This window comes from Pseudoalteromonas sp. OF5H-5 (genome assembly GCF_021530695.1).
Taxonomy (GTDB): Bacteria; Pseudomonadota; Gammaproteobacteria; order Enterobacterales; family Alteromonadaceae; genus Pseudoalteromonas.
The window spans coordinates 176,035-200,854 of record NZ_JAKGBF010000002.1; the positions used below are offsets into that span (position 1 = coordinate 176,035).

The following is a 24,820-nucleotide window of genomic DNA, read 5'->3' on the forward strand; positions in this document are numbered from 1 at the left end:
GAGAATAGCACGGTTGTTGTCGCGACATAGTGTCGCGACAGGTTAGTGACTAACACATATTGGTTGGGCAATCACAATGTAATGTATTTGGCTCAGGAACACATGCTAACGCCTTTGATGGGCAGACCATCGTTGGGCCATCGGTGTCACAGTTTAAGTCGCGACTACAATAGTAGGAGCAACCACCGCCAATCTCACGGGTCTTGTTGTTATCCAAAATTAGCTTACTACCTGCTAATGACTTCAATTGCTTTTTGTTCAGTTTTAAATCCATCGTTTATTCCTTCAATTGATTTAGGGTAAAAGCAGCACAGATCACTATGACCTATGCTGTGGCTCGGATTTTTTAAGCGTTAAGTCTTCTTCACTTTCTTTAATTGGCGCAGGACGAAAGCGTTCAACGTAAACTGTTGCTAGGAGTACAGTTATGACACATGAAAGCAGAATCGATTTAATGTAGGGGTAAGCCTTATAAAACCAATTCCAGCTCCAAAATTGTTTTGCAAAACTTTCATCTACTCCAAAGTATTCTAGATTTCGAATAATGTTCTCAGCTAAAGTTGCCAGATCTACTAGCATAAACAAAAAGAATAAACCGACCAGCAGAATATCAGCATGTGTCATATAGATATATTCTTGCTTCTCCGGGGCAAATCTATTTACATAATAGGTGGATAAGCGAACTCTATTTTTGAGATAGAAAAATACCCCAAGATCCATCAAAAGTTGAAATGATAATGTTAGGGTGTTTTTTACATAGGCTGGATGCTCAGCGAACCATAGTTCTGCAATTAACTCATAGCCAACAAATTCAATAGCAATAAATAGGAGTAATCCGATAGTAATATGTATTATATTTTCTTGTTCTTTTGCTATGTAAGAGAAAGATAAAACTAGTAATAGCAAGGGGATATCAACGAAACGTTCAAAATAAATATGAAAGTACGAGATCAATCCCCAAAGGGTTAGCATGATGAGAGCAAAGCCCCATGTTCTGTTCATTAGATAACTCCAAACTTCATACGTGTTAACTTCCTAAATCGGCTGTTACATTTTCTGTTTCTACTTTTGGATCGTCGCCAATTTTTCCTGTACTACCACCACTCACCAATTTGGCAGAAGTAATATATATAGGTTGGGTGTAAATTAGCTTATTTTTTGGTTTTGTGAGTAATAACTTTTTTACGAAATGGCGATTCAAGAGTTTCATATTAGTGTTCCTTGCGGTCTTTGCAGTGGGTTAAACTTGTTAATACTGTACCCTGAAAATCACCTATTGAGAATCACTTGTAAAACTGAGAGGTTTTAAATGTGATCTCTTGTTCAGCTGTTTGCTTGCCTGTAATCCCACCCCTTCTGGGTTTACTTTAGTCTTGATTGCCTTACTCACCTTTTGTGATTTTGGGATCTATTTTTAATAAACCGTCACTACCCCCGATTACGGTATTTAACTGGTGAATATCGAGCACTTGGAGCTGCGTTGCCTTTTGAGCATGAAGGCTTAACTTCGGATCTTTTGCTGTTCCGCCATGACTTCCCCCAGTTACCTTCTTGATTTCATGAAAGTATATTTTTCTGGAGTTTAAATTTTTGGGTGTTGTACATTGCATTAATGAGTTCATTTATTTTTATCCTTTTACTACTTAAACCAGCTGAAAACATGATTACTTACTCTTCCACTTTCTTTGCATCAGGAGAGGTCGGGCTTTTGCGTCTTAATTGGGTATCACTAATTAAGCTTCGTAGCGCTTGAAACTGTTTAATAATGGGAGAAAGGTCAATATCACAGTACCTACACCAAACCTGAAAGTGATCCCAAGGTATACGGCTTACACCATTTTCATAGTTTTCGTAGGTTTGGCGGCTAATACCCACAAGGTCAGCCATTTGCTGCGTGGTTTTTTGGGCAGCAAGGCGCATTCTTCTAAGGTCGTCACCGTTATATTTAAAATAGGGATTGCCCACCAATTTAGTCCTTTCTTGCATGGGGAGTCTGCTCAGTGCCACCCAAGTTATTTTTATGTGTAATCTTTGTTAATTTGTAATTGTAATCAATAAAAATGTTTCTGCAAGAGGAAATTTAATTAGTAAGATCTGAATGTGGCGCTCAGAAATACACTTATACTTTTCACTTTATTTTCATCATTTTAATAGAAAAGTTGGTTCGACAAGATTTTTTAGCGAGGCTTTTGTTACTGTAGTGTGAAATGAAACAAGGGTAACAACTGACTGAGGGTGATATGGATTATCTACGTCAATATAACGACTTAAATATTCTCTATGAAGCACTTAAAAAATCGAGTCGCGGAGAGGTTGAGATAGCTGAGACGACCACTAAGTGGTTTTCTCTTGTAGAGAGTACTTTATTTGAGCTTCAGGAGCTGGCGTATATGGAAAAGGCGTATATGCAAAAGTCGCGAACCATGAATAATCTCATCGAACTGGTGTATGCCAGTGTTCCTGCCACTGAGTAGGATAAATAAAAGAAATAAAATTGTATGTTTTGCAGTGGTAAGAGTGCCAATCAAGCTCAATTAAGTATTGGCACTCTTTTTTAGTGATTTATATGACTTTTAGAGCTCAAATGGCGCGACGCCTTTGGCTTCCATCATATAACCTGTTTGCGCGATGTCGCCCTTCCAAGTAGAAACCTTAATCGTGCCACTGACTGTGATTGCATCATATAGGCTTTCAATCGGAACACCGCCTTTGATTTTGACATGAACAATTTGATTTGGTGGCGGAGGCGGCACGTGGATGCAAGCGCCAAAGTAGGGAACCAACAAAAATTCGGTGATCACTTCACTGTCACCTTCAAGTGGTACAACAAAGCCGGGTAAGCTGACTAGTTGACCATCTAACTCTTTGACGACTGGGGCGTCTAAGTCAGGTTGCACCCAATTTTGTTCGGCGCCATCATGGCTTGCTGCGTCTTGATTGCTGATCTGGACATGCCCTTTTGGAATTAAATCTTCCCAGAATATCTCTTTAGGTGGTGCCGCATTTGCAATACCACTGAATACCATCGCAGTGATGAATGCAATGAAGTAAAAAACGTGAGTTCGTGCGGTTAACTGCATCTTGATCCTCTTAGGTTTTAATTTGCATGCCATCGGCAAGCGAGTAAAAATAAGCACGGGCGGCAGGAATGGCGCCGATCAAAGTACCTGCACCTATAATAACGCTTAGTAGCGTGAGTTCATAGGTTGAGAGCGCTGAGATACTGAGGACTACGCCAAATTGACTTTGTAGGCCGGATTGGGCTGCAATGAGCAAGGTATAAAAAAGCGCTACACCGAAAGCACATCCTAACACGGTAATAAAAATTGCTTCGCTAATGAGAAGTGTAAAAATATGCCAAGGTCGCGCACCAACGGAGCGTAGAATAGCAAGTTCTCGACGCCTTTGATTCAGCGTGGCGAGCAATGAGGTTAGCATGCCAAGCAAGCTTATCAACACCACCGCGAGGGTGATAAGCAGCAGGATTTTTTCGACAATATCTAGCATTTCCCACAATTCTCTCAATGTCACCCCCGGCATAATTGCCAGTAAAGGCTCACCTTTATATTGATTAATATTTCTGCGCACTTGTAGGGTATAAAGTGGTGACTCAAAACCAAGTAAAAATGCAGTGATTTGCTTTGTCGAGCCAATTAAATCACCGGGTTTGGAGTCGAGGTTGTGAAGTAGAGCGCTATTGTTTTTACTGTCATGCTCATGCTCATGCTCATGCTCATGCTCATGCTCATGCTCATGCTCATGCTCATGCTCATGTTCATGTTCATGTTCATGCTCATGTTCATGTTCATGTTCATGCTCGTGGTGCGTTGCATCCTGCTTTCGTGCAACCATTCGAGATGGCTTGCTGTGGCCTGAGCTATGCATGCTCTCGATGGCACTTAACGGCACATGTAATGTTTTATCTACGGGCGTTCCCGTGGCTGCCAAAATGCCAGAAATAACCAGCGGATTGTCATCATGATGATGGAAACTGGTATTGCCCATGCCATGAGAAATGACGATTTTTTGTCCCAGTTGATAACCCAGCTTTTTTGCGACCATAGCCCCAAGCACCACTTCTTGGCCATTGTGAAATGGTCGACCAGCGGCAAAGGTGAGATGCTGTTTTTTAGCGTATTGATAATGGCTGAAGTAACTTGCATCTGTGCCCAGCACAGCAAAGCCTTTGTGGCTATCGCCTAAACTAATGGGAATGCTCCACGCAACACCGCGTTGTGCCTTGATATACTCGTAACTTTGCCATTGTACGGCATTATTGGCATGACCAATTCTAAATACGCTTGAAAGCAAAAGCTGAATATCACCAGTACGTGCGCCGACAATCAAATCAGTGCCAGAAATAGTGTTCGCAAAGCTGGATTTTGCGTCTTGGCGTACACGCTCAACCGACAGCAGTAACATGACACTAATTGCAATGGTCACTAGAGTTAGGGCAACGCTGGCTTTTCGGTTTAGCGTACTTTTCCACGCAAGTTTGATTAACATAGCGGTGCTCCTTGTTGTAAATCAGGTAAGCTTATTTGCCTATCAAATAACGAGGCTAAACTTTTATCGTGACTGACAAAGAGAATAGATGCACTGTAAACCGCGGCTTGGCTAAAGAGTAATTTAATAAATCCATCACGACTGTCGGCATCGAGGGCTGAGGTTGGCTCATCGGCCATAATGATTTCGGGCCTGCCAATAAATGCGCGAGCGGCGGCTACGCGCTGCTGTTGGCCAATACTTAACTCCGCGACACTGCGCTGCTGAGTGTGCTCGTCTATGCCAAGATCAGAGAGCAGAAGTTTGGCTTCCTGCTCAAGCGATTTATTCTGTGAGGAGATGTTTTGCCTGCGCTTTTTGGAAAATTCACAGCCAAGGGTAACGTTTTCAACTGGCGACAAATAGGGCAATAAATTAAAGTTCTGAAAAATAGTACCTATATGGTCGGCTCTAAACTTATCTCGTTGGCCACGGCTCAGTGCGCTCGCGTTTGTACCTGCAATTTCAATTTCTCCCTGCTGGCAATCCAAGGTGCCGGCAATCAATCCAAGCAAAGTCGATTTACCGCTGCCGCTTGGACCATGTAAAAACACGTGTTCACCTCGGGCGATATGTAGCTTAGGTATGGTTAGCACCGGGGTGCTCGACTTAGGCCATGTAAACTGTAATTGAGATATCGTAAGCATAACGCCTCAACGCTGGCAAATAATGTTGTGATGGTATAACAATAATGACTAAAGCAAAACTAAGTTAAGCTCAACAACAAGCGTGTAAGTTAAATTGTGATTTTTGTTCAGCTCGACTATTATAGCGACCCTAACCCCCTCATTATTTTGTGCCCTTTAGCAAGGCGCATCCTGTCATTGGAGTAACAATGAGTAGCTACAAAGTTTTAGACGTTAATGACGATCTTCCAATTCGCACTAAAGGTGCGGTTCACAGTGGTAAAGTACGTTCAGTTTATTGGTTAACCGACGCCGACAGTGCACGTTTAATTGAAGAAAAAGGCTATCAAGTCCCGGTTGGTACAGAGCTGGCAATTATGGTCATTTCAGACCGTATTTCAGCGTTTGATTGTATTTGGCAAGGTGAAAATGGTCTTAACGGTGTACCGGGTAAGGGCATTGCGCTTAACAGCGTTGCTTCACATTGGTTTTCACTTTTTGATAAAGCTGGCCTTGCAGGTAATCACATTGTTGATATTCCACATCCTTATGTTTGGATTGTGCGCAAAGCCAGTACGGTAAGAGTTGAAGCGATTGCGCGTCAATATATTACCGGCAGCATGTGGCGCGATTACGCAAAGGGCGTAAGGGAGTTTTGTGGCTTGCAATTACCAGAAGGTTTAGAGGCCAATCAAAAACTAGATAATGTCTTAATCACACCATCAACTAAAGGGATCGTCAAAGGTTTAGCAGACGTACCAGAAGTGGATGACGTAAACATCTCTCGTAAAAACATCGAAGATAACCTTGCAGCGTTCAACTTTAAATCTGCGGCAGATGTGGATAAGTACGAGCAGTTGCTAACCGAGGGCTTTGCCCTGATCAGTAAAGAGCTTGAAAAGCTTGATCAGATCTTTGTTGATACTAAATTTGAGTTTGGTTACGTTGAAGATAAAGACGGCCAAGAGCGCCTAATTTACATTGATGAAGTCGGTACGCCTGACTCGTCACGTATTTGGGATGGCCCTGCTTATCGTGATGGTAAGATTGTTGAAAACTCAAAAGAAGGTTTCCGCCAGCTATTGATAAACAACGTACCAGATAGCGATGTGCTGCTGAATAAAGACCGCATGCCTGAGCGAGAAGCGCTTGCTCGCGACTATCTATTGCCAGAAGCTGTGATGATGTCAGTAAGCGAAACTTACGTTGGGATCGCAAGTAAAATCGTTGGCCGTGAGCTAACGATCCCTGCGGATCCTCGCCAAGAAGTTATTGATATTCTTGATAAGCAGTACGGTTTAATAGATTAATTCCTTTTCAGTTGCCCTGATAGACAAGTTTATTAGGGCAATTTCCTCAATTCACTTGCTTTTCATTGCAAGGTCTCTTTTACTTAACCTAATTGTTGCAAAAAATAGAGTCAGATATGCGAACGTCTGTTCTACTCCTACTAAGTTTTTGTTTTTTATTCCTTTTAGATTCAAGCTGCGCAAATGCTGGGCAATTAACAGTGCTAGATGGCAGCGGCAAGCCCTTGCAGCACGCCGTTGTTGAATTGACGGACGAGCCTGTTGAGTCAGCAGCAAAAGCAGTGGCGGTTATGGATCAAATCAATAAACAGTTTGTTCCTTTCATCCTTACCATCCAAAAAGGACAGTTGGTTAATTTTCCCAATAGCGATGATATCCGTCATCACGTTTATTCGTTTTCTGCGGTAAAACCTTTTGAGCTAAAGCTATACGCTGGCACGCCAAATCAGCCGCTTAAGTTTGAAAACGCTGGTGTAGTGGTGTTAGGTTGTAACATTCACGACTCTATGGTGGGCTATATTTACATTGCAGATGACAAGCAAGTATTGGTATCTGATGCGAATGGACTGGTAACTTTGCCGAATTCTACGAAACAAGTAACGGTATGGCATCCTTATCAAGATAATGACATAGATAGTCGGCAAACCGTGCAAATAGTGAACACTATGGAGCCGATGTCCGTAACAATAAAAACAACTTATCCAGCGCCGCGTAATACCTTTGGCGAGCGCTTTGGACAACATGAATGAATAACAGCTTTAAAAATAAAATAATTAGTCTCTGTATTTTGCTTATCCTAGTCACGGCGGGGATGAGCTTGGCAAGTTTTTGGTGGTCCACAAGTAAATTCAATGAAGCGCAAGTGCAAAGAAAAATTCAAGTGGCACAAAATGTTTATCAACAATATTTAAAAGCGCGAGAGCAGCTATTGGTTACCGCGGCGACTGTACTGACCGCCGACTTTGGCTTTAAACAGGCGGTCGCGACAAGAGACGCACAAACCATCAGTAGTGTGTTGCTTAATCACTCTCGCCGTATTGATGCCGACTTAATGCTGCTGCTGGATGTGAAAGGCGACCTGATCTCCGCTAACAGAGAAGGACTCGACTTCCCGAGCGACACCAGAACTTGGATGCAAGCGTTGCAAAGCCACACCGACCACTCAGCTTTTGTGGTGCTTAGTGAGCAGTTGTATCAAGTGATTATTTTGCCTGTGCGAGCACCTAGGACGATTGCATACTCAATTATTGGCTTTGAGGTTGGATCTGCTGTGGCGCTAGAACTCAAAGAGCTGACAGGAATGGAAACAAGCTTTGTTGGTGCCGCTGATAACCTAAAAGCAAGCTCGCTGACTGCTCTTGCACTCGGTGGTGATTTATTTACTTTCTTAGCGGCGCAAAAAACGACACGGTGGCTTAGCCAGTATCCGGTATATGAAAGTGCTGAGGTGAGCTTACCTTCTCTTGAAAGTAACCCGGTGAGTTTGGTACTCAGTGCGGATTTAACTACTCAGTATCAAGAATTCGATAAAATGGTGTTGACCATTATTTTACTCTCCCTCGGTACTATCCTTATTGGTTTTATCACCAGTGGTATTGTTGCCAAGAATCTTACGACACCGCTTAGTAAGCTTACTGAGTTGGCAAAACGCTTTGCTAAAGGGGATTACTCAGCCAAACTGGAAGAGGCTCGACCGACCCAAGAAATTTGCCAGCTTGTTGACGCTTTTAATGATATGGGCGAAGACATTCAACAGCGTGAAGAGCAGATCCGTTTTCAAGCCAGTCATGACCATTTAACTGGGTTTTTTAATCGTAATGCGGCTTTGGATAAACTACATAGTATGCTCAGCAGTGGTGCAGAGTATTACTTTATTGCCATAGACATAAAGGGATTACGCCATATTAATGACAAGCTCGGCCCTCGGGTAGGGGATGATTGTATTAAGGCCGTGGCGAAACGGATAGCGGAGATCAATACAGCAGAAGGCGGATTGAATGTGAGGCTTGGCGGCGATGAGTTCTTAGTTGCACATCAAGCGAGTGCGTGTGCCGATCCGCAAAGTGCTGTGCTCGGTATTGTTGAATGCGCTGAGATGCTAAATCAAGGTCTGAGCAAGCCCTACACTGTGCAGGGGTTAGATATTTCGCTTCACTTTAGTATCGGCGTAGTGCATTACCCCAAACAAGCGCATACTCCCGAGGATGTTGTTCGCCGGGCTTTGATAGCAGTTGATACTGCAGCGCACGATGGTCATGATGTTTACTACTACCAATCTGGTGAAGATGAAGCCCACCTAGAGCGCCTGCAAATTATTGATGAACTAAAACACGCTATTGCCAACGACGATGGTCAGCTTTTTATGACCTACCAACCAAAGCTAAATATGAAAACCAATCGTATTGATAAGGTTGAGTCTCTTATTCGTTGGCAACGTAAAAATGGCGAATGGGTGTCGCCCGAACTATTTATCGATCTTGCCGAGCAATCAGGTTTAATTGTTGAGTTAACTCAGTGGGTAGTAAAAACCGTGGTGTCTCAAGTTGCTAATTGGGTACGCCAAGGTGAACGCATCAAGGCTGCCATTAATGTATCGGCACAAGACATCGCAGATAAAAACTTCTTGTCTCATCTTAAGACGCTACTAGACACATATAACGTCAAACCTGAGTTGATCACCATAGAGCTTACTGAGCGAGACATGATTGAGAATGAGGAAAAAGGCATTGCGGTTCTCCAAGCGCTCAAACAGCTTGGCGTGCAGGTCTCGCTTGATGATTATGGTGTGGGTCAAACTTCCCTTGGTCGATTAAAAATGTTACCTATTGATGAGCTGAAGCTCGACAAGGTATTTATTTTAAAGCTCGCCCAATCGGAAAAAGATCAGTTTATTGTGCGCTCAACCATCACGCTTGGTCACCAACTTGGTTTTAGCGTGGTCGCGGAAGGGGTTGAAGACAAAGCATCGCTTGAGCTACTTGAGTCAATGCAGTGTGATTATGCACAAGGTTACTATCTAAGTAAGCCACTCAAAGCCGCAGACTTTGACCTGTGGCTGGGGAGATATAATGAAGTGGGCTAATGTTTTTGCTGTGTGCTTAATAGTATGCGGACCAACTTACGCCGCAACAGGAAAGTTACTAGCGACTCCCGGGGTGTCACAGGTTGAGGGAAGTGCCGGTGGCGGTATTGTGCCATGGGCGCAGCTTGCCGGATATGCTTCGGAAGATGAATGGTCGGCGAGCGGGTTTTGTAGCCGAGCTAGCCTAAAAGACTACCAGCTCGATGTGTGTGGCGTTCAAGCCAACTTATTCAATCGCGTAGAGTTAAGTTTCGCTCGACAAAACTTCGATGTGGATGCGCTTAATCTTGATATTGAGCAAGATATTGTCGGTGCTAAGGTGCGGCTATATGGCGATATCGTCTACAGTAAATATCCACAATTGAGCTTTGGTATTCAGCATAAGTCCTTGGATGATGCAACGGTTGCCAATTTACTTGGCGCTGAAGAAGACTCAGGAACGGATTATTACTTAGCTGCAAGCAAACTGCATTTGGGTGCTGTAGGCGGTTATAACTGGTTCTGGAATATTACGATGAGGCACTCTAGAGCTAATCAACTTGGCATACTAGGTTATGGTGGGGCTAACGACAGTGCGCCTTGGCAACTAGAAGCCAGCAGCGCAGTATTTTTATCTAGGCATTGGGCTGTCGGTGCAGAATACCGCCAAAAATCCAATAACCTTGGACTTGGTGAATCAGATTGGAAAGATGTATTTGTCGCTTGGATCCCGAATAAGTCAGTAAGTGTGACGGCGGCATGGCTAGACCTTGGAAAAATCGCAGGGCAACCTTCTCAAACGGGTTGGTATCTATCTGTTACGGGGTACTTTTAAATGAAATGGCTATCACTAACGGCAATCTTGCTTTTCCTCGTGGCGTGTAGTGCTTCAACTCCACAAACCACCCTGTATGAGCAAATAGGGGGTAACGCCGGCGCAGAAAAGCTAGTAGACGCGTTTATTAAACAGATTGGCAATGATGACGTTATTTTACCGTATTTTAGAGAGTCCAATGTTAGGCACTTTCGTGAAGGGTTTATCACTCATTTGTGCGATACCTTAGATGGCCCTTGTGATTATGAAGGTGATAGCATGGTGCAGATCCACACCGGCATGGCTATTAGTGAGTCTGACTTTAATCGAGTGGTTGATCTCTTGATCAACGCAATGAATGAGGTTGGGATTGCTCACTCTCTACAAAATCAAGTTCTGGCCCGTCTAGCACCGATGCGAAGTGAGATAATCAAATTATAATCAATAGCTACAATTTTTAACTTTATTTACATTAAATTATCATGTTTTGAGTCGTAAAATTCCTAGGTATCAAATTGGTACTACACATTTATATATAAAAGGAGTTTTACATGAAGTTTAAATCTATCATGCTTATGTGCTCACTGGGCGTTAGCATATCTACTTTTGCGGCAGAGCAAATTGATTCAACTGTTAATTTAGCTGGTACAGGTTCGAATTACGATTTCCGTATAGGACTACAAGCTCTAGATGATCGTGGCAGAGACCCTGGTGCTGTAGAGTATACTAAGTATCTTTCTGCAGGTTCTAATGTTCAGTCTGATTGGGCTGTTGATCGAGATGCATATGACCCCGATGCATTACGTTTACACTTATCTGTACTTAACCAGATCCCGACAAACCGTGATTTCCGATTAGCTATCCAAGCTGCAGACCGAGGCGGCCGAGGTGATTTTGGATACTGGCAATACACTCCTTGGGCGAGTGAAGGTGGTGGTTGGTCTGGTATGGCATTTGATACAGACCGATTCGACCCTGATGCTTTTCGCATTCGCATTGAAACCAGAGCTTGGAACAGTAGCCGCTCTTTAAGCGATTTTCGTATCGGCTTGCGAGTATCTGATAGGGGTGGGCGAGAAGTTGGGAACTCGACGTTCACTCCATGGGCTTCCAATGGTGGTGGCTGGACTGATTTAGCGACAGATAATGACGCTTATGACTTTGATGGTTTTGAAGTAAACCTAGAAGTCAGACAGTACTAACAACACCGTATAACCAAGTTGTTTCGCAGAAGTGACTTGGTTATAACGTTTTCACACTTCTTTAAAAGCCAATCAAGTAAACGCCCAAAAGCGTCATATCGTTGTAAGAAAATCAATGAATGCTACAATCACATTCTACCTTCGGTACTTATAGTTCATAAGATTAGAAGGTGCTGTTGATACTTCATATAGTGTTTACACATAAACTTATTAACGAATGAAGAGAGCCAAGTTGAAAAAAGTTATCACATTTGGAACCTTTGATGTATTCCACGTTGGTCATGTCAATATTTTAGAGCGAGCGAAAGCACTGGGTGATTATCTCATTGTGGGGATCTCATCAGATGAACTTAACTTTTCGAAAAAAGGTAGAAATCCAATATACTCAATAGCAGATCGCCTAAAAATCATTAGCTCATTGCGATTTGTGGATGAAGTGTTTGTGGAAGAATCTCTGGAGCTAAAAGCGCAATATATTAAAGACTTTGATGCGGATGTTCTGTTGATGGGTGATGATTGGAAAGACAAGTTCGATATATATAAAGATATCTGTGATGTGGTTTATTTAGAGCGCACTCCATCAATTTCAACAACGGAAATAATAGAGGTCGTACGCAGACCCGAAGGAAAGTAATAGCATGAAGCATGTGGTCGATAGGGAATGGCTCTTTGCAAACCTTGGCAAAGTGAAAGTATTGGATGCTGGTATTGTGAAACCGGGTCAGTCAGGCCCTTATAACGCCCCAGCAATCATTCAAGGCGCGCTGCGTTTTGATATTAGTGGTGCGCTAGCTAATCCCCATGCTAAAACACCCAATATGTGCTGTAGTCCAGCTCAATTTCAAGCAGAAATGCGACAGCTTGGTATCAACCAACATGATGTGTTAGTCGCTTACGATGATAAGGGCATGTTTAGCGCTGCCAGAGCTTGGTATATGCTCAAAATGATGGGTCATAAACAAGTGTATGTACTGGATGGCGGGTTACCTGCTTGGTGTGAAAAACAATACCCTTTGAGTCAAGCATACGCGCAAGTCCAACAAGCAGGAAACTTTGTCGCTGCATATGACGAAACAGCATTTGTCGATAAAGCGGCTGTGCTTAGTAATATTGATGCTGAACTGAGTTATCTATTTGATGCTAGAGGTGCAAAGCGCTTTACTGGTGAAGAGCAAGAGCCTCGTGCAGATATGCGCAGCGGCCATGTGCCTAAAAGTAAAAACCTACCATATACGAGTTTGCTAAATGCTGATGGCTGCTTTAAACCACTCACCGAGCTTGAAGTGCTGTATAGCGACTTATCAAAGGACAAAACTAAGCCTCTGATATTCTCTTGTGGCTCAGGTGTTACAGCTTGTATTTTAGCGCTGGTGGCTGACGAGCTAGGTTATGAACATTTGACGGTATATGACGGCTCGTGGAGTGAATGGGGCGCTGATCCCGATGTGCCCGTTGAGACAAATTAATCCACTATTTAATGTGAAAAAGGTGCCAATGGCACCTTTTTCATTTGCGAAGCGAGCTATTTTCTCGCTTCAAAATAGATCACTTATGATAAGCAAGGCACGCTTCAACTTCGTGCTTTGAACCTAAGATAACACCAACGCGTTGATGTATTTCTTCAGGTTGAATATCCAAAATGCGTTCACGCCCAGTGTGGGCAATACCGCCTGCTTGTTCGATAAGCATCGCCATTGGATTGGCTTCGTAAAGTAGGCGAAGTTTAAATGGCTTGTTTGGATCTTTGCGATCTTCTGGATAAGTGAATAGTCCGCCACGGCATAATACGCGGTGAACATCGCCAACCATTGCCGCAATCCAGCGCATATTGAAGTTTTTACCACGCGGTCCGGTTTCACCTTCAAGTAAATCGGCAATGTAGTTTTGCATTGCTGGGGTCCAGTGGCGTTGGTTTGAAGCGTTGATGGCAAACTCTTTGGTGTCTTCAGGAATGGCAGCAAAGTCTTGCGTGAGTAGGAAGCTACCGTGTGTTTTGTCTAGGGTAAACAAGCGAGTTCCCTTGCCGGTTGATAGCGCTAACATGGTTGATGGGCCATATAACACATAGCCCGCTGCTACTTGTTTATGACCTGGCTGCATAAAGATTGCAGGATCGCTAGGATCTGAACCTTCAGGGGCTTCCATAATAGAGAAAATAGTACCAACTAGTGAGTTAATGTCAGTATTGGATGAACCATCCAACGGATCGAAAGCGACAATATAGTTCGCTTTTGGATTGCCGGCGACGGTGTAATCTTCTTCTTCAGAAGCGATGGCTTTGACATAGCCAGATTCAAGCAAAATATCTTTCAATAGCTGGTTTGAAAGTACATCGAGCTTCTTTTGCGTTTCACCTTGAATGTTCTCATCTAAGGTTGAACCTAATACACCTGAAAGTGCACCTTGGCCAACACGGAACGATATTTCTTTACATGCCGCGAGAATGGTTCGGATTAGAGAAACCAACTCACGAGAACAACCATCTTCAATTAACACCGGAGGGAGTCTACGCATTTTTTAAATCCTGATCACCTTGTGTTTATGGCAATAAATAGTGTGAGAGGTGCCATAAACAGCGCTGTAATTCGTCTTGAAAGACTGTAAATTGTATACGATTTCATATACAACTGGGGTTAAGCCTCAAAACCATAAATAACAAAGAGCAGCCATGAGAAAAATAACGTGCTTCACTCAAACTGTATCCGCTTTGCTACTGTGTATGATAACCCAAGCACACGCAGCAATTAAGTCTATTGATGAATTTACTGCCAGTTTTAATTATCATCCCGGTTTTTACGCCTTCTATAGCGATGATTCGAGCGGCAAACTGTACTTAGACATCGACAAACTAGACGCCCCTTTCTTGTTACAGCATAGTTTACCTTATGGTGTAGGTTCGAATGATATAGGTTTAGACCGCGGGCAGTTAGGTGGTACGCACTTAGTTCAGTTTGAACGTTTTGGTGATAAGGTCATGCTGCGTGCTATCAACACGTATTATCGCGCAAGTGCGAATAATATGGCCGAAAAGCAAAGCGTTAAAGAGGCTTTTGCTTCAAGCATTCTACACGGGTTCAACGTGGTCGCAGAAGATAAAGACAGTGTTTTGGTTGACTACACGCCTTATCTACTCAGCGATGTGCATGGTGTTTCTCGCACGTTGGCAAATCGTAATCAAGGTAGTTTTAGCTTAGACTCAAGCCGCAGTGCTGTGTTTATGTCGCGTTCAAAGGCATTTGTTAACAACACAGAACTTGAAGCTGTGTTGACATTCAAAGGAACAAAGCCTGGTGAATATGTACGCCAGGTGAGTGCAGATCCTTATGCGCTTACGGTACATCAGCACCATTCTTTAATTGAGCTGCCTGACGATAACTACCAGCCACGTGCATTTCATCCGCAATCGGGTTATTGGAGTATCGAGCATAAGGATTACTCAGCGCCGCTTGGACAGTCAATGTTTGTGCGTTATATCCCACGCCACCGTTTACAGAAAAAAGACCCAACTGCACAAGTCTCGGAGGCCGTAGAGCCAATTGTTTACTATCTTGATCCTGGCGTACCTGAGCCGGTCAAAACAGCATTACTTGATGGTGCTAAATGGTGGGATCAAGCATTTGAAGCTGCTGGCTACAAAAATGCGTTTCAAGTCAAAGTACTTCCTGATAATGCTGATCCTATGGATATTCGCTATAACGTGATCCAGTGGGTTCATCGTGCTACTCGTGGGTGGTCATACGGCGCGTCGGTGATTGACCCTCGTACCGGTGAAATTTTAAAAGGTCACGTGACGCTAGGTTCGTTGCGTGTCCGTCAAGATATTCTTATCGCCGAGGCACTTTCTGCGCCGTTTGTTGAGGGTAATGAGGTGACTGAGCGACTTCATGCTATGGCGCTAGACCGTATTCGTCAGTTGAGTGCACATGAAATTGGCCACACATTGGGCATTGCACACAACTTCTCAGCGTCGGTAAAGGATCGCGCGTCAGTCATGGACTATCCTCATCCGCTGGTGGGATTTGAAAATGGCCAACTTGATATTACCAAGGGCTACGCAAAAGGCATGGGCGTGTGGGATACACAAGTGATTAAATATGGTTATAGTGATTTCGCTGGCGCTGATGAAGCCACTGAGCTTGCAGCTATTCTTGCTGAAAATAAGGCGCAAGGGCTTGAATTTATCTCTGACTCTGACGCCAGAGCGCAGGGCGGGGCACATCCAACGGCGCACCTTTGGGATAATGGGGCTGATCCTGCTGCCGAATTACTGCGTGTGTTGGATGTCCGCAAGCAGGCGTTGAATAGCTTTGGTATTCACAGCATTCAAAAAGGAGTTGCTCTGTCGCAGCTAGAGGAGAAACTGGTACCACTGTATCTTTTCCATCGTTATCAGGTTGAAGCCGCAGTAAAATTGATTGGCGGCGTGGATTACGACTATGAAGTTCGCGGTGACGAGGTAATAAAAGGGGCGAAAGTTGTGGCTAAAGAGGCGCAGCAAAATGCGGCCAATGCGCTTTTGAGTACGCTGTCGCCTGCGGCGTTGACTATTCCTGACTCTATTTTGGCGTTAATACCTCCTAAGGCTTACGGTGAGTACAAAACTCGCGAAAGTATTAAAGGGAGAACTGGGCTAACCCTAGATGCGATGGCATTACCAGAAGTCGCCGTACAGCATAGCCTTAACTTGCTGCTTAACCCACAGCGATTAAATCGTCTTGCACAGCAGCACGCACGTGATACTCAATATTTTGGTACTCAAGCACTTTTAGATGCTTTATATCAGCAGGTATTTACCCAGTCAGGCAGCAAAGGTATGGCTCAAAAGCTACAGCAACGAGTGCAATACCTAAGTGCAACTCAGCTTGTAAAACTGAGTCACAACGATAAAGTCGCACCTGAAGTTCAGGCGCAATTAAAGTTTTATTTAGCAAAAGTTGCGAAAGACTTTAATCAGTCGTCGGTATTTAGCGATGTTGCTTTTGAGCAAGCGTTTAAACATATGCTCGCACAGCAAATCAATCGCTACCTAGATTCAGGAGAGTGGCCTGAAAGCTTTAAAGCGCTTGAAATGCCACCAGGCTCACCGATCTAAACGATCTTGGATTTAAAGAAGGGGTTGGCTACTTTAAGCTTATCTTTACCACTCTATAATAATGGCAAATTAACGCATAAGCGTTCGTTTGCCATGTTAAAAAATAATAAAAATCTTCAGCTACATTTGAACTTATACTAGTTTCTTTCTTAATTTGAAGGAGCAAGTTTGACGCAGCTGGTTTTAATATTTTATTATTTAAAACAATTGAGTAGAAAGTTTTTCTTATCTGTATGGATGTCGTTACCTTGGTGATAGCAGGATGCGGTAGCTGTGCTATTGACAAGACTTTCTCGCTTCAAAATAGAGAGCTTAATTAAGCAAGTTGGTATTAAAAACGTACAAAAATCCGTTGATACCTAGTTCCTATTTTGATAACTTTAATTAATGCTATTGAGTCATGTCTTATGAATAATCCACTGCACATTGTATTTTGTAGCAATGGTGACATTATCTTTAGTATTCAATCTAATAAAAATATCAGAATAATTAATTACTAATTCAACAGGAATATTGAAAATGAAACTACATCTAACTAAAAAAAGCATCAAAAACCTATCTCGTGATAATAAAACACTGCCAGTTAAGGCAACTCCGGCAATTGGTGGTGGTTTCGTCACACACAACTGCAACTTGAATTCAATCGACTGTGACAGACCTACGACTTATACATTATCGATTGAAATCTGTAACACTGATAGACCAGAGATGTAATCTCATATTCTTATCTAAAATATAGATAAATTAAAAAGTCACCTAGCTTGAACCGACCCCCAATAGTTGGAGACCAACATTGGGGGTTAATTCAGATGTTAGGTTTTTTATGTCTTTTTGTAGCACTTTGGAGCATTGAGAAGAGCAATTTCGCTGTTATCACTGTATAAAATTAACTCCATATCATGGCTATCATAGCTTTTCTCTGTAGCACCTTGCAGCTTTGCTTTATTCCCAAAAATCTAATTAAACGTCCCTATATCATCCAAATACCGTGGATGTGTAGCCCATAGCTGCCTATTTCTAAGAATCCTCATTAGCCCTTCAGCAGATGTGTAATGACAAATAAGGTTTTATTTTTTTGCATTATTTTTCTCAATTTAAATCATAAACTGCAAATTGGTAGCAGACATCCAGATTCCCAGCACCTAACTCCTAGCGCCTAACCCCTTTATCGGCCACTTTTTTGATTCCCTCTAATATGGCTTCTGTTGTCCACTCTACCTCATTAAATGGGATGTCAGGTTGATAAAAATCACCATTGCCACGGGCTCTATTTACATAGACTTTATTAGGAATAATGACCTTGCTCAAGCCTGATGGGGTATCAGCCAACCTTACATCCATATAGGTTGAATCTGAGCTACTTGGAGCGCCAAATAACACTGTATTTGAAAACAACTTAAAAGTATCGACAGCACCCAGACAGGCGCTGCCACATTGCCCCGGCACGATCACTATCGCTTTATTTTTAAAGTCACTTTCAGCTAGCTGCTTTAAAGCATTGTTTGCTTGTGGCTTATGCTCTACATAAAATGGCTTTCCAGCCTCTAAAGATGCACGCATACCTACAGACACTGCTTTCACCATTTCATGCATCTCAGGCTGGTCGCGTAATACAGTTATTAACGACTCTACATACTGAGTATTATCTTTTGATGCTCGCCACCACACCTGTGATTTTTCGTCATGTTTATCTTTTCGATAATTAACGATTTGCTGCCCCCATAATTGCTCGGCGATTTTCAAACTCCAATACGTTGAACCACCTTGATTATGACGAAGGTCTAATACCACGGCTGTAGCTGTGAGAAGTTGTTCGCGTTGCCTAGCTAAGTCAGCAAATAGTTGTTGGTAATTTGATTTTTCTGTTTCGTTAGGTGCAAAGGTGGGCATTGCTATCCAGGCTATATCTTCAACAGGCCAATGTAAACCGACCTCCAACTTATCGCCATTGTAAGCATTTACTAGGTGTTGACTAACGCTATCTGGTCGTTCTACCCACTGTAACTGTAGACTGTAAGCCACGCCATTCGATTGCATAAAGTCGCATGTTTTTAATGGTGGTAAAAATGGATTACCGTCGTCGATTAATAATCGCCACCCTTGATTCCACCAATGACCAGGTTGCTCAACTTGACCATGAAACTTAAACAACGTGTTACGCATCAAAGGCTTAATAGGCGTATCATTACAGCGTATGACCTTGTCGCCCTTAGTCACTTTATCATGCTCGCTGTAATACACTTTTAAACCATCACCACGCCAAACCACCGAGAACCCCGGCCAGCGCCTAGGTTGCTTCACCGCCTTTGGTAAAACCGCCACAGCGCCAGCATGACCATCTTGTAAAACAGTATTAAAACGGGCAATTGTGGCCTCATAGCCAGGGGCATCTTTGATCTTTTCAGCAAGCACTAACGCTTGTTGTTTTGCGTTTTCAAGTAACTGCGCAAAGCCAGGATTGTGGCTATCCAATATACCGGGGTGATTAGTAGCAGATTGCTGATAGGCGTAATGGATATCTTGTTTTGCTACGGCTTGCCATTGCAAAGCTGTGCTTGGCAGGTTGTCTGTTGAATTGTTGTCATTTCCAAGCGCATGAGAATTCGTTGCAAGCACAGAAAGGCAACTAGCTAAAGTACCAAGGGAGATGTTAATCGTTTTTTTCATATAAATTCTTTTAATTATTATAATCTGACTCGTGAACCTGAGGTTTGAATAAGGTATTAATTATCCGAAGCTCAGGTTATTTAATAGACCAGTAAACCAAACAAATCGGTAAAATGTAACCTGTTTTTTATGTGATTAGGTTTTAATGCAGCACAAACATTCGAGAAGTAGTGATTTCTTTCACAATGACAAGTGAGATATAGCAGGATAAATCCCGACCTAAAAAATCATCAAAACTGAAGGCTGGTTGCTCAGCTTAGTAACTCCCTTACTACTGCAAAAAAAATCACTCGGCAACATGTCGCGTTCACCATCGTGTTCTGCGGCTATGTCTCCAACTTTACCATGCAAACATACCTCAAGACGTAGCTTGTGGTGTACCTAAATTCTGAATGTCGCGGCTGTCATAAGGTCTGATCTAAGATCGATAATGTGGTTACATAGGAAATTTACGCGACACTTTTAGGACTGAAGTGATAGATATTAAGGGGGCATTAGCAACCATTGACTACACTTTATGCGATTAACCGCTGACGACAGAATAAATATTACCGATCTATTCACTGAGCAGGTAGAGGGTGTAGCGCAGATGAAAAATGAAAGTTATCGTTCATTTCATGGTGTTTATACCTGTTTGAGAACATTTACCAATAACTTCGGTCTTACTATTATATTGATGTAAATGTAGCCAAATGTCACACTGCGTAAAAGGGTGTGATCTTGCTTTACTTCGCATAATGAAGGAGTAAGGTGATGGTAGAGTTTGAAGGAGATCCAAAGATGAAAACACAAATTGCAATACTTGCTTTATTTATGACTCCCTTGTTTGTCAATGCAGGTGAAGTCGCTGTGACTTGGAAGGACTTTAAAGAGTATCGCGATGTTAGGCCAGGTAATGAAACGCGAGGTTCGTTTCATCAACGGGTTGAGAAGCAACTACAGAAACACCTAGAAGAATTAGCGACCAACTTACCCGAGGGTTACAAGCTTGCGATTACTTTTGATGATATAGATCTTGCAGGTGATGTTCATTATGGTACTACTGATATTCGGGTGATTAAACCAATCCATTTCCCCCGTTTTGAAATTAGTTATAAGTTAACTGATAAGTCTGGTAAAACCATCGCAGAGGAAAATGGTGTGACGTTAAAAGATATGTCATTCATGGATAGAATAAAAAGGGGAATGGACGAATCCTTTTATTACGAAAAGCGTCTTTTAACTGACTGGTTTGAAGATGACTTAATGAAGAAAGCTAGTTGAGTTGATCAACAGCTATGGTGATCTTGATGAGAGCGCCGAGACTGGGTGTTCTCATCTTCTTTTAGCTGAATATTAGTAAGTTAAATGAGTTGCTACTACTCGTACTCTATTGTAGTAATTTTTAGTTTTATACCTCAAAATATTTTGCCTACCTCAAATACATGTTACTGTTTCTTGGAGTTGTGAATAGTTCTAATCGTAACTCACTACTTATTTCGTACTTAGGTTGGATGCTTTTATAAGCACCTAAGCTGAACTAAAGTCATAACAATCCAATTGTTACGGTTTTATTATTTTGTTGTGATTTTGTTGACTTTTTTATTTCAGAATGTATATTCTGTTTTTTGAGGAGCCTATGGGAAGAACGCGAGAGTTTAATGTCGATAAAGCATTGGAACAAGCGACAATCCTGTTTTGGAAGCAAGGATATAGGAATACTTCCATGGAACAGTTAGTCACTTGTACTGGTGTCAGTCGGTACGGGTTTTACCAAGAATTTGGTAATAAAAAGGAATTGTTTCAACGCTGTTTGCAGGAGTATTCTCTGCGTAAAATTGGGCCTGGGCTTAAGCGTTTAAGTGCAAGCGATGGCAGCTTGGCAGACTTAACTGCATTTTTTAACTTGTATAGTCAAAACATTGCAGAGCATGGTGCTAATGGCTGCTTGATTTGTAATACGGCCACAGAAGTGGGTGAATCCGACTCTGATATGAATTCAGCGGTGCAACAGGTCTACAGTGCGCTGAGTGCGCAGTTTCGAGATTTCATTGAAAAAGCGCAAGCGCAAGGTGAGATTCGCAAAGAGATTGATGCAAACAGCTTGAGCTTTTGTTTACTTGGCGTGCTTCAAGGTGTAGCCGTGATGGCAAAAGGAGATTTCCATCGTGAAACTCTGAGACATTACTTAACTACGATTTTTGACATGATGGCGCAGAAGTAACGAAAGATAATACGTCGTGATAAAGATTTGAATTGAGTGATCAGTAAAGATTACCCAAAGCGTTTGCTTAATTGCTAGAAGTGATCGTGAAGAAAAGCTTTTAGCTATTTTTTTATTTTATATCAGAATGATTGTTCTGTTATTTAAGGAGAGACAATGGGATCATCGCTAGAAGGAGTTGCTAAGCGACTCGGTGAGTTTGTCACTAGATATAAATACTTGTGTTTACTCTTCAGTATCATGTCTTGTATTGCAATTGGTATTGGGGCAAAAGGGTTAACATTTTCTAATGATTATCGGGCATTTTTTAGTGCTTCAAACCCCGAACTACTGGCTTTTGAAGCTTTTCAGGATAAGTACACCAAGAACGATAATATTCTTATTGTTGTACATCAAAAGGCGGGTAACGGTTTATCCAAACAGCACGCAATGGTGGTTGAACAGCTGACAGAGGCTGCGTGGCAAACACCCTATGCTAGTCGAGTCGACTCTGTGACTAACTTTCAGCATAGTTACGCGGAGGGAGATGAGCTGATAGTTGCGGACTTGATGAAAAACGTCCAGTCATTAAGTGAAGAAGACATTTTACAAAAAGCGGAAATTGCACAACAAGAACCCTTATTAAAACAGCGCTTGATCGCAAATAATGGTAAGACGACAGGTATCAATATTACCGTTCAGTACCCAGGTGAATCACTGACTGAAGTACCGACAGCGGTAAAACATGTTCGCGAAATAGTTGCAAAAGCACAGCAAGAGAATCCTGATTTAGTGTTTGCGCTTTCTGGAATTTCGATGCTAAACAATGCGTTTAGTGAGTCAGGGCAGCAAGATGCCGAAACCCTTACGCCTATCATGTATTTGGTTTTGATCATTGTAATGTACTGTGGATTACGCAGTTTTCCAGGAACTATTGCAGCTGTATCTGTGGTGATTTTCTCAAGTGTTGTGGCTATGGGGGTCAGTGGCTACGCTGGTATTCAATTAACTCCTATTTCGATAACCGCACCAACTATTATTCTAACGCTAGCGATAGCTGACAGCATACACGTTTTGTTGTCTTACTATGCTGCAAGAAAAGCAGGACACGAAAAAAATCACGCGATAGTGGAAAGTTTACGAATTAACTTCGTTCCCGTATCTATAACTAGCTTGACTACAATTGTAGGCTTTTTAACTCTTAACATGTCGGATGCCCCTCCATTTGCAGATTTGGGCAACATTACAGCATTTGGTATTGCTGCTGCTTGGGTATTATCTCTAATTTTACTACCCAGCCTGATCGCCATTTTGCCAGACAAAAAGAGCTATGCAACTCGTACAAGCATGTTATCTCATTACCTAGGTCGTTTTGGTGGTGCTGTAGCGCAGAAGTATCGAGCTATTTTGCTATTTACTGTTGTTGCGATTGCGGCTAGTGCCTACGTGGTCCCCAATATTGATCTCAATGATGAGTTTGTGAAGTACTTCGATCATCGAGTGGAGTTTCGCCGTGATACCGATTTTACCATGGAAAACCTTACTGGTATTTATGTGGTTGAGTTTGATGTTGAAAGTGGCAAAGTAGGCGGGATCAGTGAACCTGAATATCTTACCAATCTGAATCAATTTACACAGTGGCTGAGAATGCAACCAGAGGTGGTTCATGTCTATAGTTACACGGATATTGTTAAGCGTCTCAACAAAAATATGCATCAAGATGATACCGGTATGTATCGTTTACCTGCAGATAGAGAGTTAGCAGCGCAGTATCTCCTGCTTTATGAAATGTCCTTGCCATTTGGGTTAGACCTGACGGACAGGATCAGTATGGATAAATCGGCAACTCGAGTAAGCTTGACTCTAGATAACCTCTCAACTGGCCAGATCCAATCTTTTATCGCTCGCACTGAGGCTTGGTTAGTCGACCATACACCAGATGCTATGCATGCTAAAGCAACTGGTGCGACCGTAATGTTCTCACATATTTTCCAGCGTAACGCAGAAAGCATGCTCAGCGGTAATTTAATTGCCGTTATCGTGATCACCTTGATTATGGTGATGACGCTGAGAAGTATTAAATATGGGATCGCAAGTATTCTACCCAACACAATTCCGATGCTATTCACTTTTGGTATTTGGGCTATATTGGTCGGTCAAGTTGGTGTGGCGGCGGCTACGGTAACTTCAACTTCTTTAGGGATCATTGTTGATAATACCGTGCATTTCCTATCCAAGTATTTACGGGCGAGGCGAGAGCAGGGATTGGACCCCGCAGGTGCGGTGAAGTATGCCTTTGAAACCGTCGGTGAAGCTATTTTACTGACCACATTTATTCTGGCTGGCGGCTTCGCAGTGTTGGCCTATTCAACCTTTATGATCAATGCGCAGATGGGGCTGCTAACTGCACTTGCCATTGTCATGGCACTCATCGTGGACTTTTTATTCTTACCCGCGCTGCTTATGTTACTGGCTAAAAGATCAAAGCAAGCGAGCAAAGCGCCTATTCAAGAAGGAACGAAAAATGAAATCTACAACGTCTAAGTTTTTATCGCATTTAGCAATCGGATTGCTGGTTATACCTTTTGCCAGCAACGCAACGCAAGACAATCTAGGCTACAACATAGCAGCTAAAGCAGATCGTTCAGATCGAGGTTTTGAAGTCAGTGCGGTTGATTTAAAAATGCGTTTGATAGACAAGAAAGGCCAAGAAACCGAACGTTTATTGACCATGAAAACCATGGAAGTGGCAGACGAAGACAAGGGTGACAAAAGCCTTATCATTTTTAACTCTCCTGCAGATGTAAAAGAAACCAAGCTGCTTTCACATGCGCAAATTATAGATGCTGATGATCAGTGGTTATATCTCCCAGCGCTTAAGCGTGTTAAACGGATCTCTTCTGCAAACAAATCGGGACCATTTGTTGGCAGCGAGTTTGCGTTTGAAGATTTTACGGCTCAAGAACTCAATAAGTATAGCTATGAATATGTAGCGGAAGAGGCGTGTGGTGAGCTGACATGTGCGGTGATAGATCGGTTTCCAAAATATGAAAACTCGGGATATACCAAACAACGTGCATTAATAGATACCAAGGATTATCAAGTTAGAAAAATAGACTTCTACGATAGAAAAGGCAGTCATTTAAAAACATTGAGCCTAGATAACTACAAGTTATATCAACAGGCGTACTGGCGTCCGCTTACCATGACAATGGAAAATCACCAGTCGGGCAAAAAGACGATATTAGAGTTTTCAGACTACCAATTTGATATTTCCTTGAGTGCTCGCGACTTTATTAAATCGTCGTTGAAATAGGGGGT

General features: G+C 42.5%; 26 protein-coding genes. 16 read left to right on the plus strand and 10 right to left on the minus strand.

All coding sequences use genetic code 11. The features are described 5' to 3' along the window. Positions 1 to 49 precede the first annotated feature (49 nt). The 5 genes from L1271_RS03645 to L1271_RS03665 form a co-directional block, all read right to left on the minus strand. Positions 50 to 274 (minus strand): hypothetical protein, encoded by a 225-nt coding sequence (locus L1271_RS03645; protein WP_193521847.1) that lies wholly within the window; start codon positions 272 to 274, stop codon positions 50 to 52. Between the two features lie 44 nt (positions 275 to 318). Continuing rightward, positions 319 to 1,002 carry a hypothetical protein gene (locus L1271_RS03650; RefSeq protein ID WP_130165030.1) on the minus strand — a complete coding sequence of 228 codons (684 nt, stop codon included), beginning with the start codon at positions 1,000 to 1,002 and terminating at the stop codon, positions 319 to 321. Positions 1,003 to 1,027: 25 nt separating this feature from the next. Beyond that, positions 1,028 to 1,210 (minus strand): hypothetical protein, encoded by a 183-nt coding sequence (locus L1271_RS03655; protein ID WP_045964906.1) that lies wholly within the window; start codon positions 1,208 to 1,210, stop codon positions 1,028 to 1,030. A gap of 172 nt (positions 1,211 to 1,382) precedes the next feature. Further along, entirely contained in the window at positions 1,383 to 1,622 is a 240-nt protein-coding gene (locus L1271_RS03660; protein WP_045964904.1) for a hypothetical protein, read from the minus strand. Between the two features lie 46 nt (positions 1,623 to 1,668). Next, entirely contained in the window at positions 1,669 to 1,986 is a 318-nt protein-coding gene (locus L1271_RS03665; protein WP_235366773.1) for a helix-turn-helix domain-containing protein, read from the minus strand. Between the two features lie 254 nt (positions 1,987 to 2,240). On the opposite strand from L1271_RS03665, the gene L1271_RS03670 reads away from it, so the two are divergent. Further along, positions 2,241 to 2,474 carry a hypothetical protein gene (locus L1271_RS03670; protein ID WP_010374281.1) on the plus strand — a complete coding sequence of 78 codons (234 nt, stop codon included), beginning with the start codon at positions 2,241 to 2,243 and terminating at the stop codon, positions 2,472 to 2,474. A 99-nt stretch (positions 2,475 to 2,573) separates the two neighbouring features. Here L1271_RS03670 and L1271_RS03675 read toward each other — a convergent pair whose 3' ends face one another. The 3 genes from L1271_RS03675 to L1271_RS03685 form a co-directional block, all read right to left on the minus strand. Next, entirely contained in the window at positions 2,574 to 3,026 is a 453-nt protein-coding gene (locus tag L1271_RS03675; protein ID WP_370599249.1) for a DUF3299 domain-containing protein, read from the minus strand. A gap of 64 nt (positions 3,027 to 3,090) precedes the next feature. Further along, a complete protein-coding gene (locus tag L1271_RS03680; RefSeq protein WP_235366774.1) occupies positions 3,091 to 4,506 on the minus strand; it encodes an ABC transporter permease in 1,416 nt (471 codons plus the stop codon). After that, complete coding sequence (locus tag L1271_RS03685) at positions 4,500 to 5,192, minus strand: ABC transporter ATP-binding protein (protein WP_235366775.1); 693 nt, start codon at positions 5,190 to 5,192, stop codon at positions 4,500 to 4,502. Before L1271_RS03685 ends, L1271_RS03680 begins: the two co-directional genes overlap by 7 nt. 188 nt (positions 5,193 to 5,380) lie before the next feature. On the opposite strand from L1271_RS03685, the gene L1271_RS03690 reads away from it, so the two are divergent. From L1271_RS03690 to L1271_RS03725, 8 genes are all read left to right on the plus strand, one after another. Next, positions 5,381 to 6,481 carry a phosphoribosylaminoimidazolesuccinocarboxamide synthase gene (locus L1271_RS03690; protein WP_235366776.1) on the plus strand — a complete coding sequence of 367 codons (1,101 nt, stop codon included), beginning with the start codon at positions 5,381 to 5,383 and terminating at the stop codon, positions 6,479 to 6,481. A 116-nt stretch (positions 6,482 to 6,597) separates the two neighbouring features. Next, entirely contained in the window at positions 6,598 to 7,230 is a 633-nt protein-coding gene (locus L1271_RS03695) for a methylamine utilization protein (RefSeq protein WP_174170468.1), read from the plus strand. After that, a complete protein-coding gene (locus tag L1271_RS03700) occupies positions 7,227 to 9,563 on the plus strand; it encodes a putative bifunctional diguanylate cyclase/phosphodiesterase (protein ID WP_010605855.1) in 2,337 nt (778 codons plus the stop codon). Before L1271_RS03695 ends, L1271_RS03700 begins: the two co-directional genes overlap by 4 nt. Beyond that, positions 9,550 to 10,377: a DUF3034 family protein gene (locus L1271_RS03705; protein ID WP_235366777.1), complete on the plus strand. Its 828-nt coding sequence runs from the start codon at positions 9,550 to 9,552 to the stop codon at positions 10,375 to 10,377. The genes L1271_RS03700 and L1271_RS03705 overlap by 14 nt, the downstream gene beginning before the upstream one ends. Then, positions 10,378 to 10,797, plus strand: a complete 420-nt coding sequence (locus L1271_RS03710) for a group I truncated hemoglobin (RefSeq protein WP_010605853.1) — start codon at positions 10,378 to 10,380, stop codon at positions 10,795 to 10,797. A 110-nt stretch (positions 10,798 to 10,907) separates the two neighbouring features. Beyond that, on the plus strand, positions 10,908 to 11,558 hold the full coding sequence (locus tag L1271_RS03715; protein WP_010605852.1) for a hypothetical protein: 651 nt from the start codon (positions 10,908 to 10,910) through the stop codon (positions 11,556 to 11,558). Between the two features lie 232 nt (positions 11,559 to 11,790). After that, on the plus strand, positions 11,791 to 12,192 hold the full coding sequence (locus L1271_RS03720) for an adenylyltransferase/cytidyltransferase family protein (RefSeq protein ID WP_235366778.1): 402 nt from the start codon (positions 11,791 to 11,793) through the stop codon (positions 12,190 to 12,192). A gap of 4 nt (positions 12,193 to 12,196) precedes the next feature. After that, positions 12,197 to 13,024, plus strand: coding sequence for a sulfurtransferase (locus L1271_RS03725; RefSeq protein ID WP_235366779.1), 828 nt, complete (start codon positions 12,197 to 12,199; stop codon positions 13,022 to 13,024). A 79-nt stretch (positions 13,025 to 13,103) separates the two neighbouring features. Here L1271_RS03725 and L1271_RS03730 read toward each other — a convergent pair whose 3' ends face one another. Continuing rightward, positions 13,104 to 14,072 (minus strand): class 1 fructose-bisphosphatase, encoded by a 969-nt coding sequence (locus L1271_RS03730; RefSeq protein ID WP_010374260.1) that lies wholly within the window; start codon positions 14,070 to 14,072, stop codon positions 13,104 to 13,106. A 154-nt stretch (positions 14,073 to 14,226) separates the two neighbouring features. Here L1271_RS03730 and L1271_RS03735 point away from each other — a divergent pair, with 154 nt between their 5' ends. Continuing rightward, a complete protein-coding gene (locus tag L1271_RS03735) occupies positions 14,227 to 16,650 on the plus strand; it encodes a zinc-dependent metalloprotease (RefSeq protein WP_235366780.1) in 2,424 nt (807 codons plus the stop codon). Positions 16,651 to 17,169: 519 nt separating this feature from the next. After that, a complete protein-coding gene (locus tag L1271_RS03740; RefSeq protein ID WP_010605848.1) occupies positions 17,170 to 17,364 on the plus strand; it encodes a hypothetical protein in 195 nt (64 codons plus the stop codon). Positions 17,365 to 17,799: 435 nt separating this feature from the next. On the opposite strand, the gene L1271_RS03745 is transcribed toward L1271_RS03740, so the two are convergent. Continuing rightward, complete coding sequence (locus L1271_RS03745; protein WP_010605847.1) at positions 17,800 to 19,317, minus strand: S41 family peptidase; 1,518 nt, start codon at positions 19,315 to 19,317, stop codon at positions 17,800 to 17,802. Between the two features lie 517 nt (positions 19,318 to 19,834). On the opposite strand from L1271_RS03745, the gene L1271_RS03750 reads away from it, so the two are divergent. The 5 genes from L1271_RS03750 (at position 19,835) to L1271_RS03770 (ending at position 24,815) form a co-directional block, all read left to right on the plus strand. Further along, positions 19,835 to 19,999, plus strand: a complete 165-nt coding sequence (locus tag L1271_RS03750) for a hypothetical protein (protein ID WP_157782795.1) — start codon at positions 19,835 to 19,837, stop codon at positions 19,997 to 19,999. Between the two features lie 71 nt (positions 20,000 to 20,070). After that, complete coding sequence (locus L1271_RS03755; RefSeq protein ID WP_010605846.1) at positions 20,071 to 20,580, plus strand: DUF3016 domain-containing protein; 510 nt, start codon at positions 20,071 to 20,073, stop codon at positions 20,578 to 20,580. A gap of 355 nt (positions 20,581 to 20,935) precedes the next feature. Then, positions 20,936 to 21,520 carry a TetR/AcrR family transcriptional regulator gene (locus L1271_RS03760; protein ID WP_158299096.1) on the plus strand — a complete coding sequence of 195 codons (585 nt, stop codon included), beginning with the start codon at positions 20,936 to 20,938 and terminating at the stop codon, positions 21,518 to 21,520. Between the two features lie 156 nt (positions 21,521 to 21,676). Continuing rightward, the gene (locus L1271_RS03765; protein ID WP_010605844.1) at positions 21,677 to 24,043 is read left to right on the plus strand and encodes an efflux RND transporter permease subunit; all 2,367 of its coding nucleotides are present in this window, start codon (positions 21,677 to 21,679) and stop codon (positions 24,041 to 24,043) included. Further along, positions 24,024 to 24,815, plus strand: coding sequence for an outer membrane lipoprotein-sorting protein (locus L1271_RS03770; protein WP_010605843.1), 792 nt, complete (start codon positions 24,024 to 24,026; stop codon positions 24,813 to 24,815). Before L1271_RS03765 ends, L1271_RS03770 begins: the two co-directional genes overlap by 20 nt. Positions 24,816 to 24,820 lie beyond the last annotated feature (5 nt).

Bases quoted from the DNA above. Each gene is read 5' to 3' on its own strand.
- L1271_RS03700 (WP_010605855.1), top strand. From the start codon at position 7,227: ATGAATAACAGCTTTAAAAATAAAATAATTAGTCTCTGTATTTTGCTT.
- L1271_RS03665 (WP_235366773.1), bottom strand. From the start codon at position 1,986: ATGCAAGAAAGGACTAAATTGGTGGGCAATCCCTATTTTAAATATAAC.
- L1271_RS03735 (WP_235366780.1), top strand. From the start codon at position 14,227: ATGAGAAAAATAACGTGCTTCACTCAAACTGTATCCGCTTTGCTACTG.
- L1271_RS03740 (WP_010605848.1), top strand. From the start codon at position 17,170: ATGAAACTACATCTAACTAAAAAAAGCATCAAAAACCTATCTCGTGAT.
- L1271_RS03705 (WP_235366777.1), top strand. From the start codon at position 9,550: ATGAAGTGGGCTAATGTTTTTGCTGTGTGCTTAATAGTATGCGGACCA.
- L1271_RS03715 (WP_010605852.1), top strand. From the start codon at position 10,908: ATGAAGTTTAAATCTATCATGCTTATGTGCTCACTGGGCGTTAGCATA.
- L1271_RS03760 (WP_158299096.1), top strand. From the start codon at position 20,936: ATGGGAAGAACGCGAGAGTTTAATGTCGATAAAGCATTGGAACAAGCG.
- L1271_RS03670 (WP_010374281.1), top strand. From the start codon at position 2,241: ATGGATTATCTACGTCAATATAACGACTTAAATATTCTCTATGAAGCA.
- L1271_RS03660 (WP_045964904.1), bottom strand. From the start codon at position 1,622: ATGAACTCATTAATGCAATGTACAACACCCAAAAATTTAAACTCCAGA.
- L1271_RS03690 (WP_235366776.1), top strand. From the start codon at position 5,381: ATGAGTAGCTACAAAGTTTTAGACGTTAATGACGATCTTCCAATTCGC.
- L1271_RS03680 (WP_235366774.1), bottom strand. From the start codon at position 4,506: ATGTTAATCAAACTTGCGTGGAAAAGTACGCTAAACCGAAAAGCCAGC.
- L1271_RS03770 (WP_010605843.1), top strand. From the start codon at position 24,024: ATGAAATCTACAACGTCTAAGTTTTTATCGCATTTAGCAATCGGATTG.
- L1271_RS03755 (WP_010605846.1), top strand. From the start codon at position 20,071: ATGGTAGAGTTTGAAGGAGATCCAAAGATGAAAACACAAATTGCAATA.
- L1271_RS03750 (WP_157782795.1), top strand. From the start codon at position 19,835: ATGCGATTAACCGCTGACGACAGAATAAATATTACCGATCTATTCACT.
- L1271_RS03650 (WP_130165030.1), bottom strand. From the start codon at position 1,002: ATGAACAGAACATGGGGCTTTGCTCTCATCATGCTAACCCTTTGGGGA.
- L1271_RS03695 (WP_174170468.1), top strand. From the start codon at position 6,598: ATGCGAACGTCTGTTCTACTCCTACTAAGTTTTTGTTTTTTATTCCTT.
- L1271_RS03685 (WP_235366775.1), bottom strand. From the start codon at position 5,192: ATGCTTACGATATCTCAATTACAGTTTACATGGCCTAAGTCGAGCACC.
- L1271_RS03645 (WP_193521847.1), bottom strand. From the start codon at position 274: ATGGATTTAAAACTGAACAAAAAGCAATTGAAGTCATTAGCAGGTAGT.
- L1271_RS03730 (WP_010374260.1), bottom strand. From the start codon at position 14,072: ATGCGTAGACTCCCTCCGGTGTTAATTGAAGATGGTTGTTCTCGTGAG.
- L1271_RS03655 (WP_045964906.1), bottom strand. From the start codon at position 1,210: ATGAAACTCTTGAATCGCCATTTCGTAAAAAAGTTATTACTCACAAAA.
- L1271_RS03710 (WP_010605853.1), top strand. From the start codon at position 10,378: ATGAAATGGCTATCACTAACGGCAATCTTGCTTTTCCTCGTGGCGTGT.
- L1271_RS03725 (WP_235366779.1), top strand. From the start codon at position 12,197: ATGAAGCATGTGGTCGATAGGGAATGGCTCTTTGCAAACCTTGGCAAA.
- L1271_RS03745 (WP_010605847.1), bottom strand. From the start codon at position 19,317: ATGAAAAAAACGATTAACATCTCCCTTGGTACTTTAGCTAGTTGCCTT.
- L1271_RS03765 (WP_010605844.1), top strand. From the start codon at position 21,677: ATGGGATCATCGCTAGAAGGAGTTGCTAAGCGACTCGGTGAGTTTGTC.
- L1271_RS03675 (WP_370599249.1), bottom strand. From the start codon at position 3,026: ATGGTATTCAGTGGTATTGCAAATGCGGCACCACCTAAAGAGATATTC.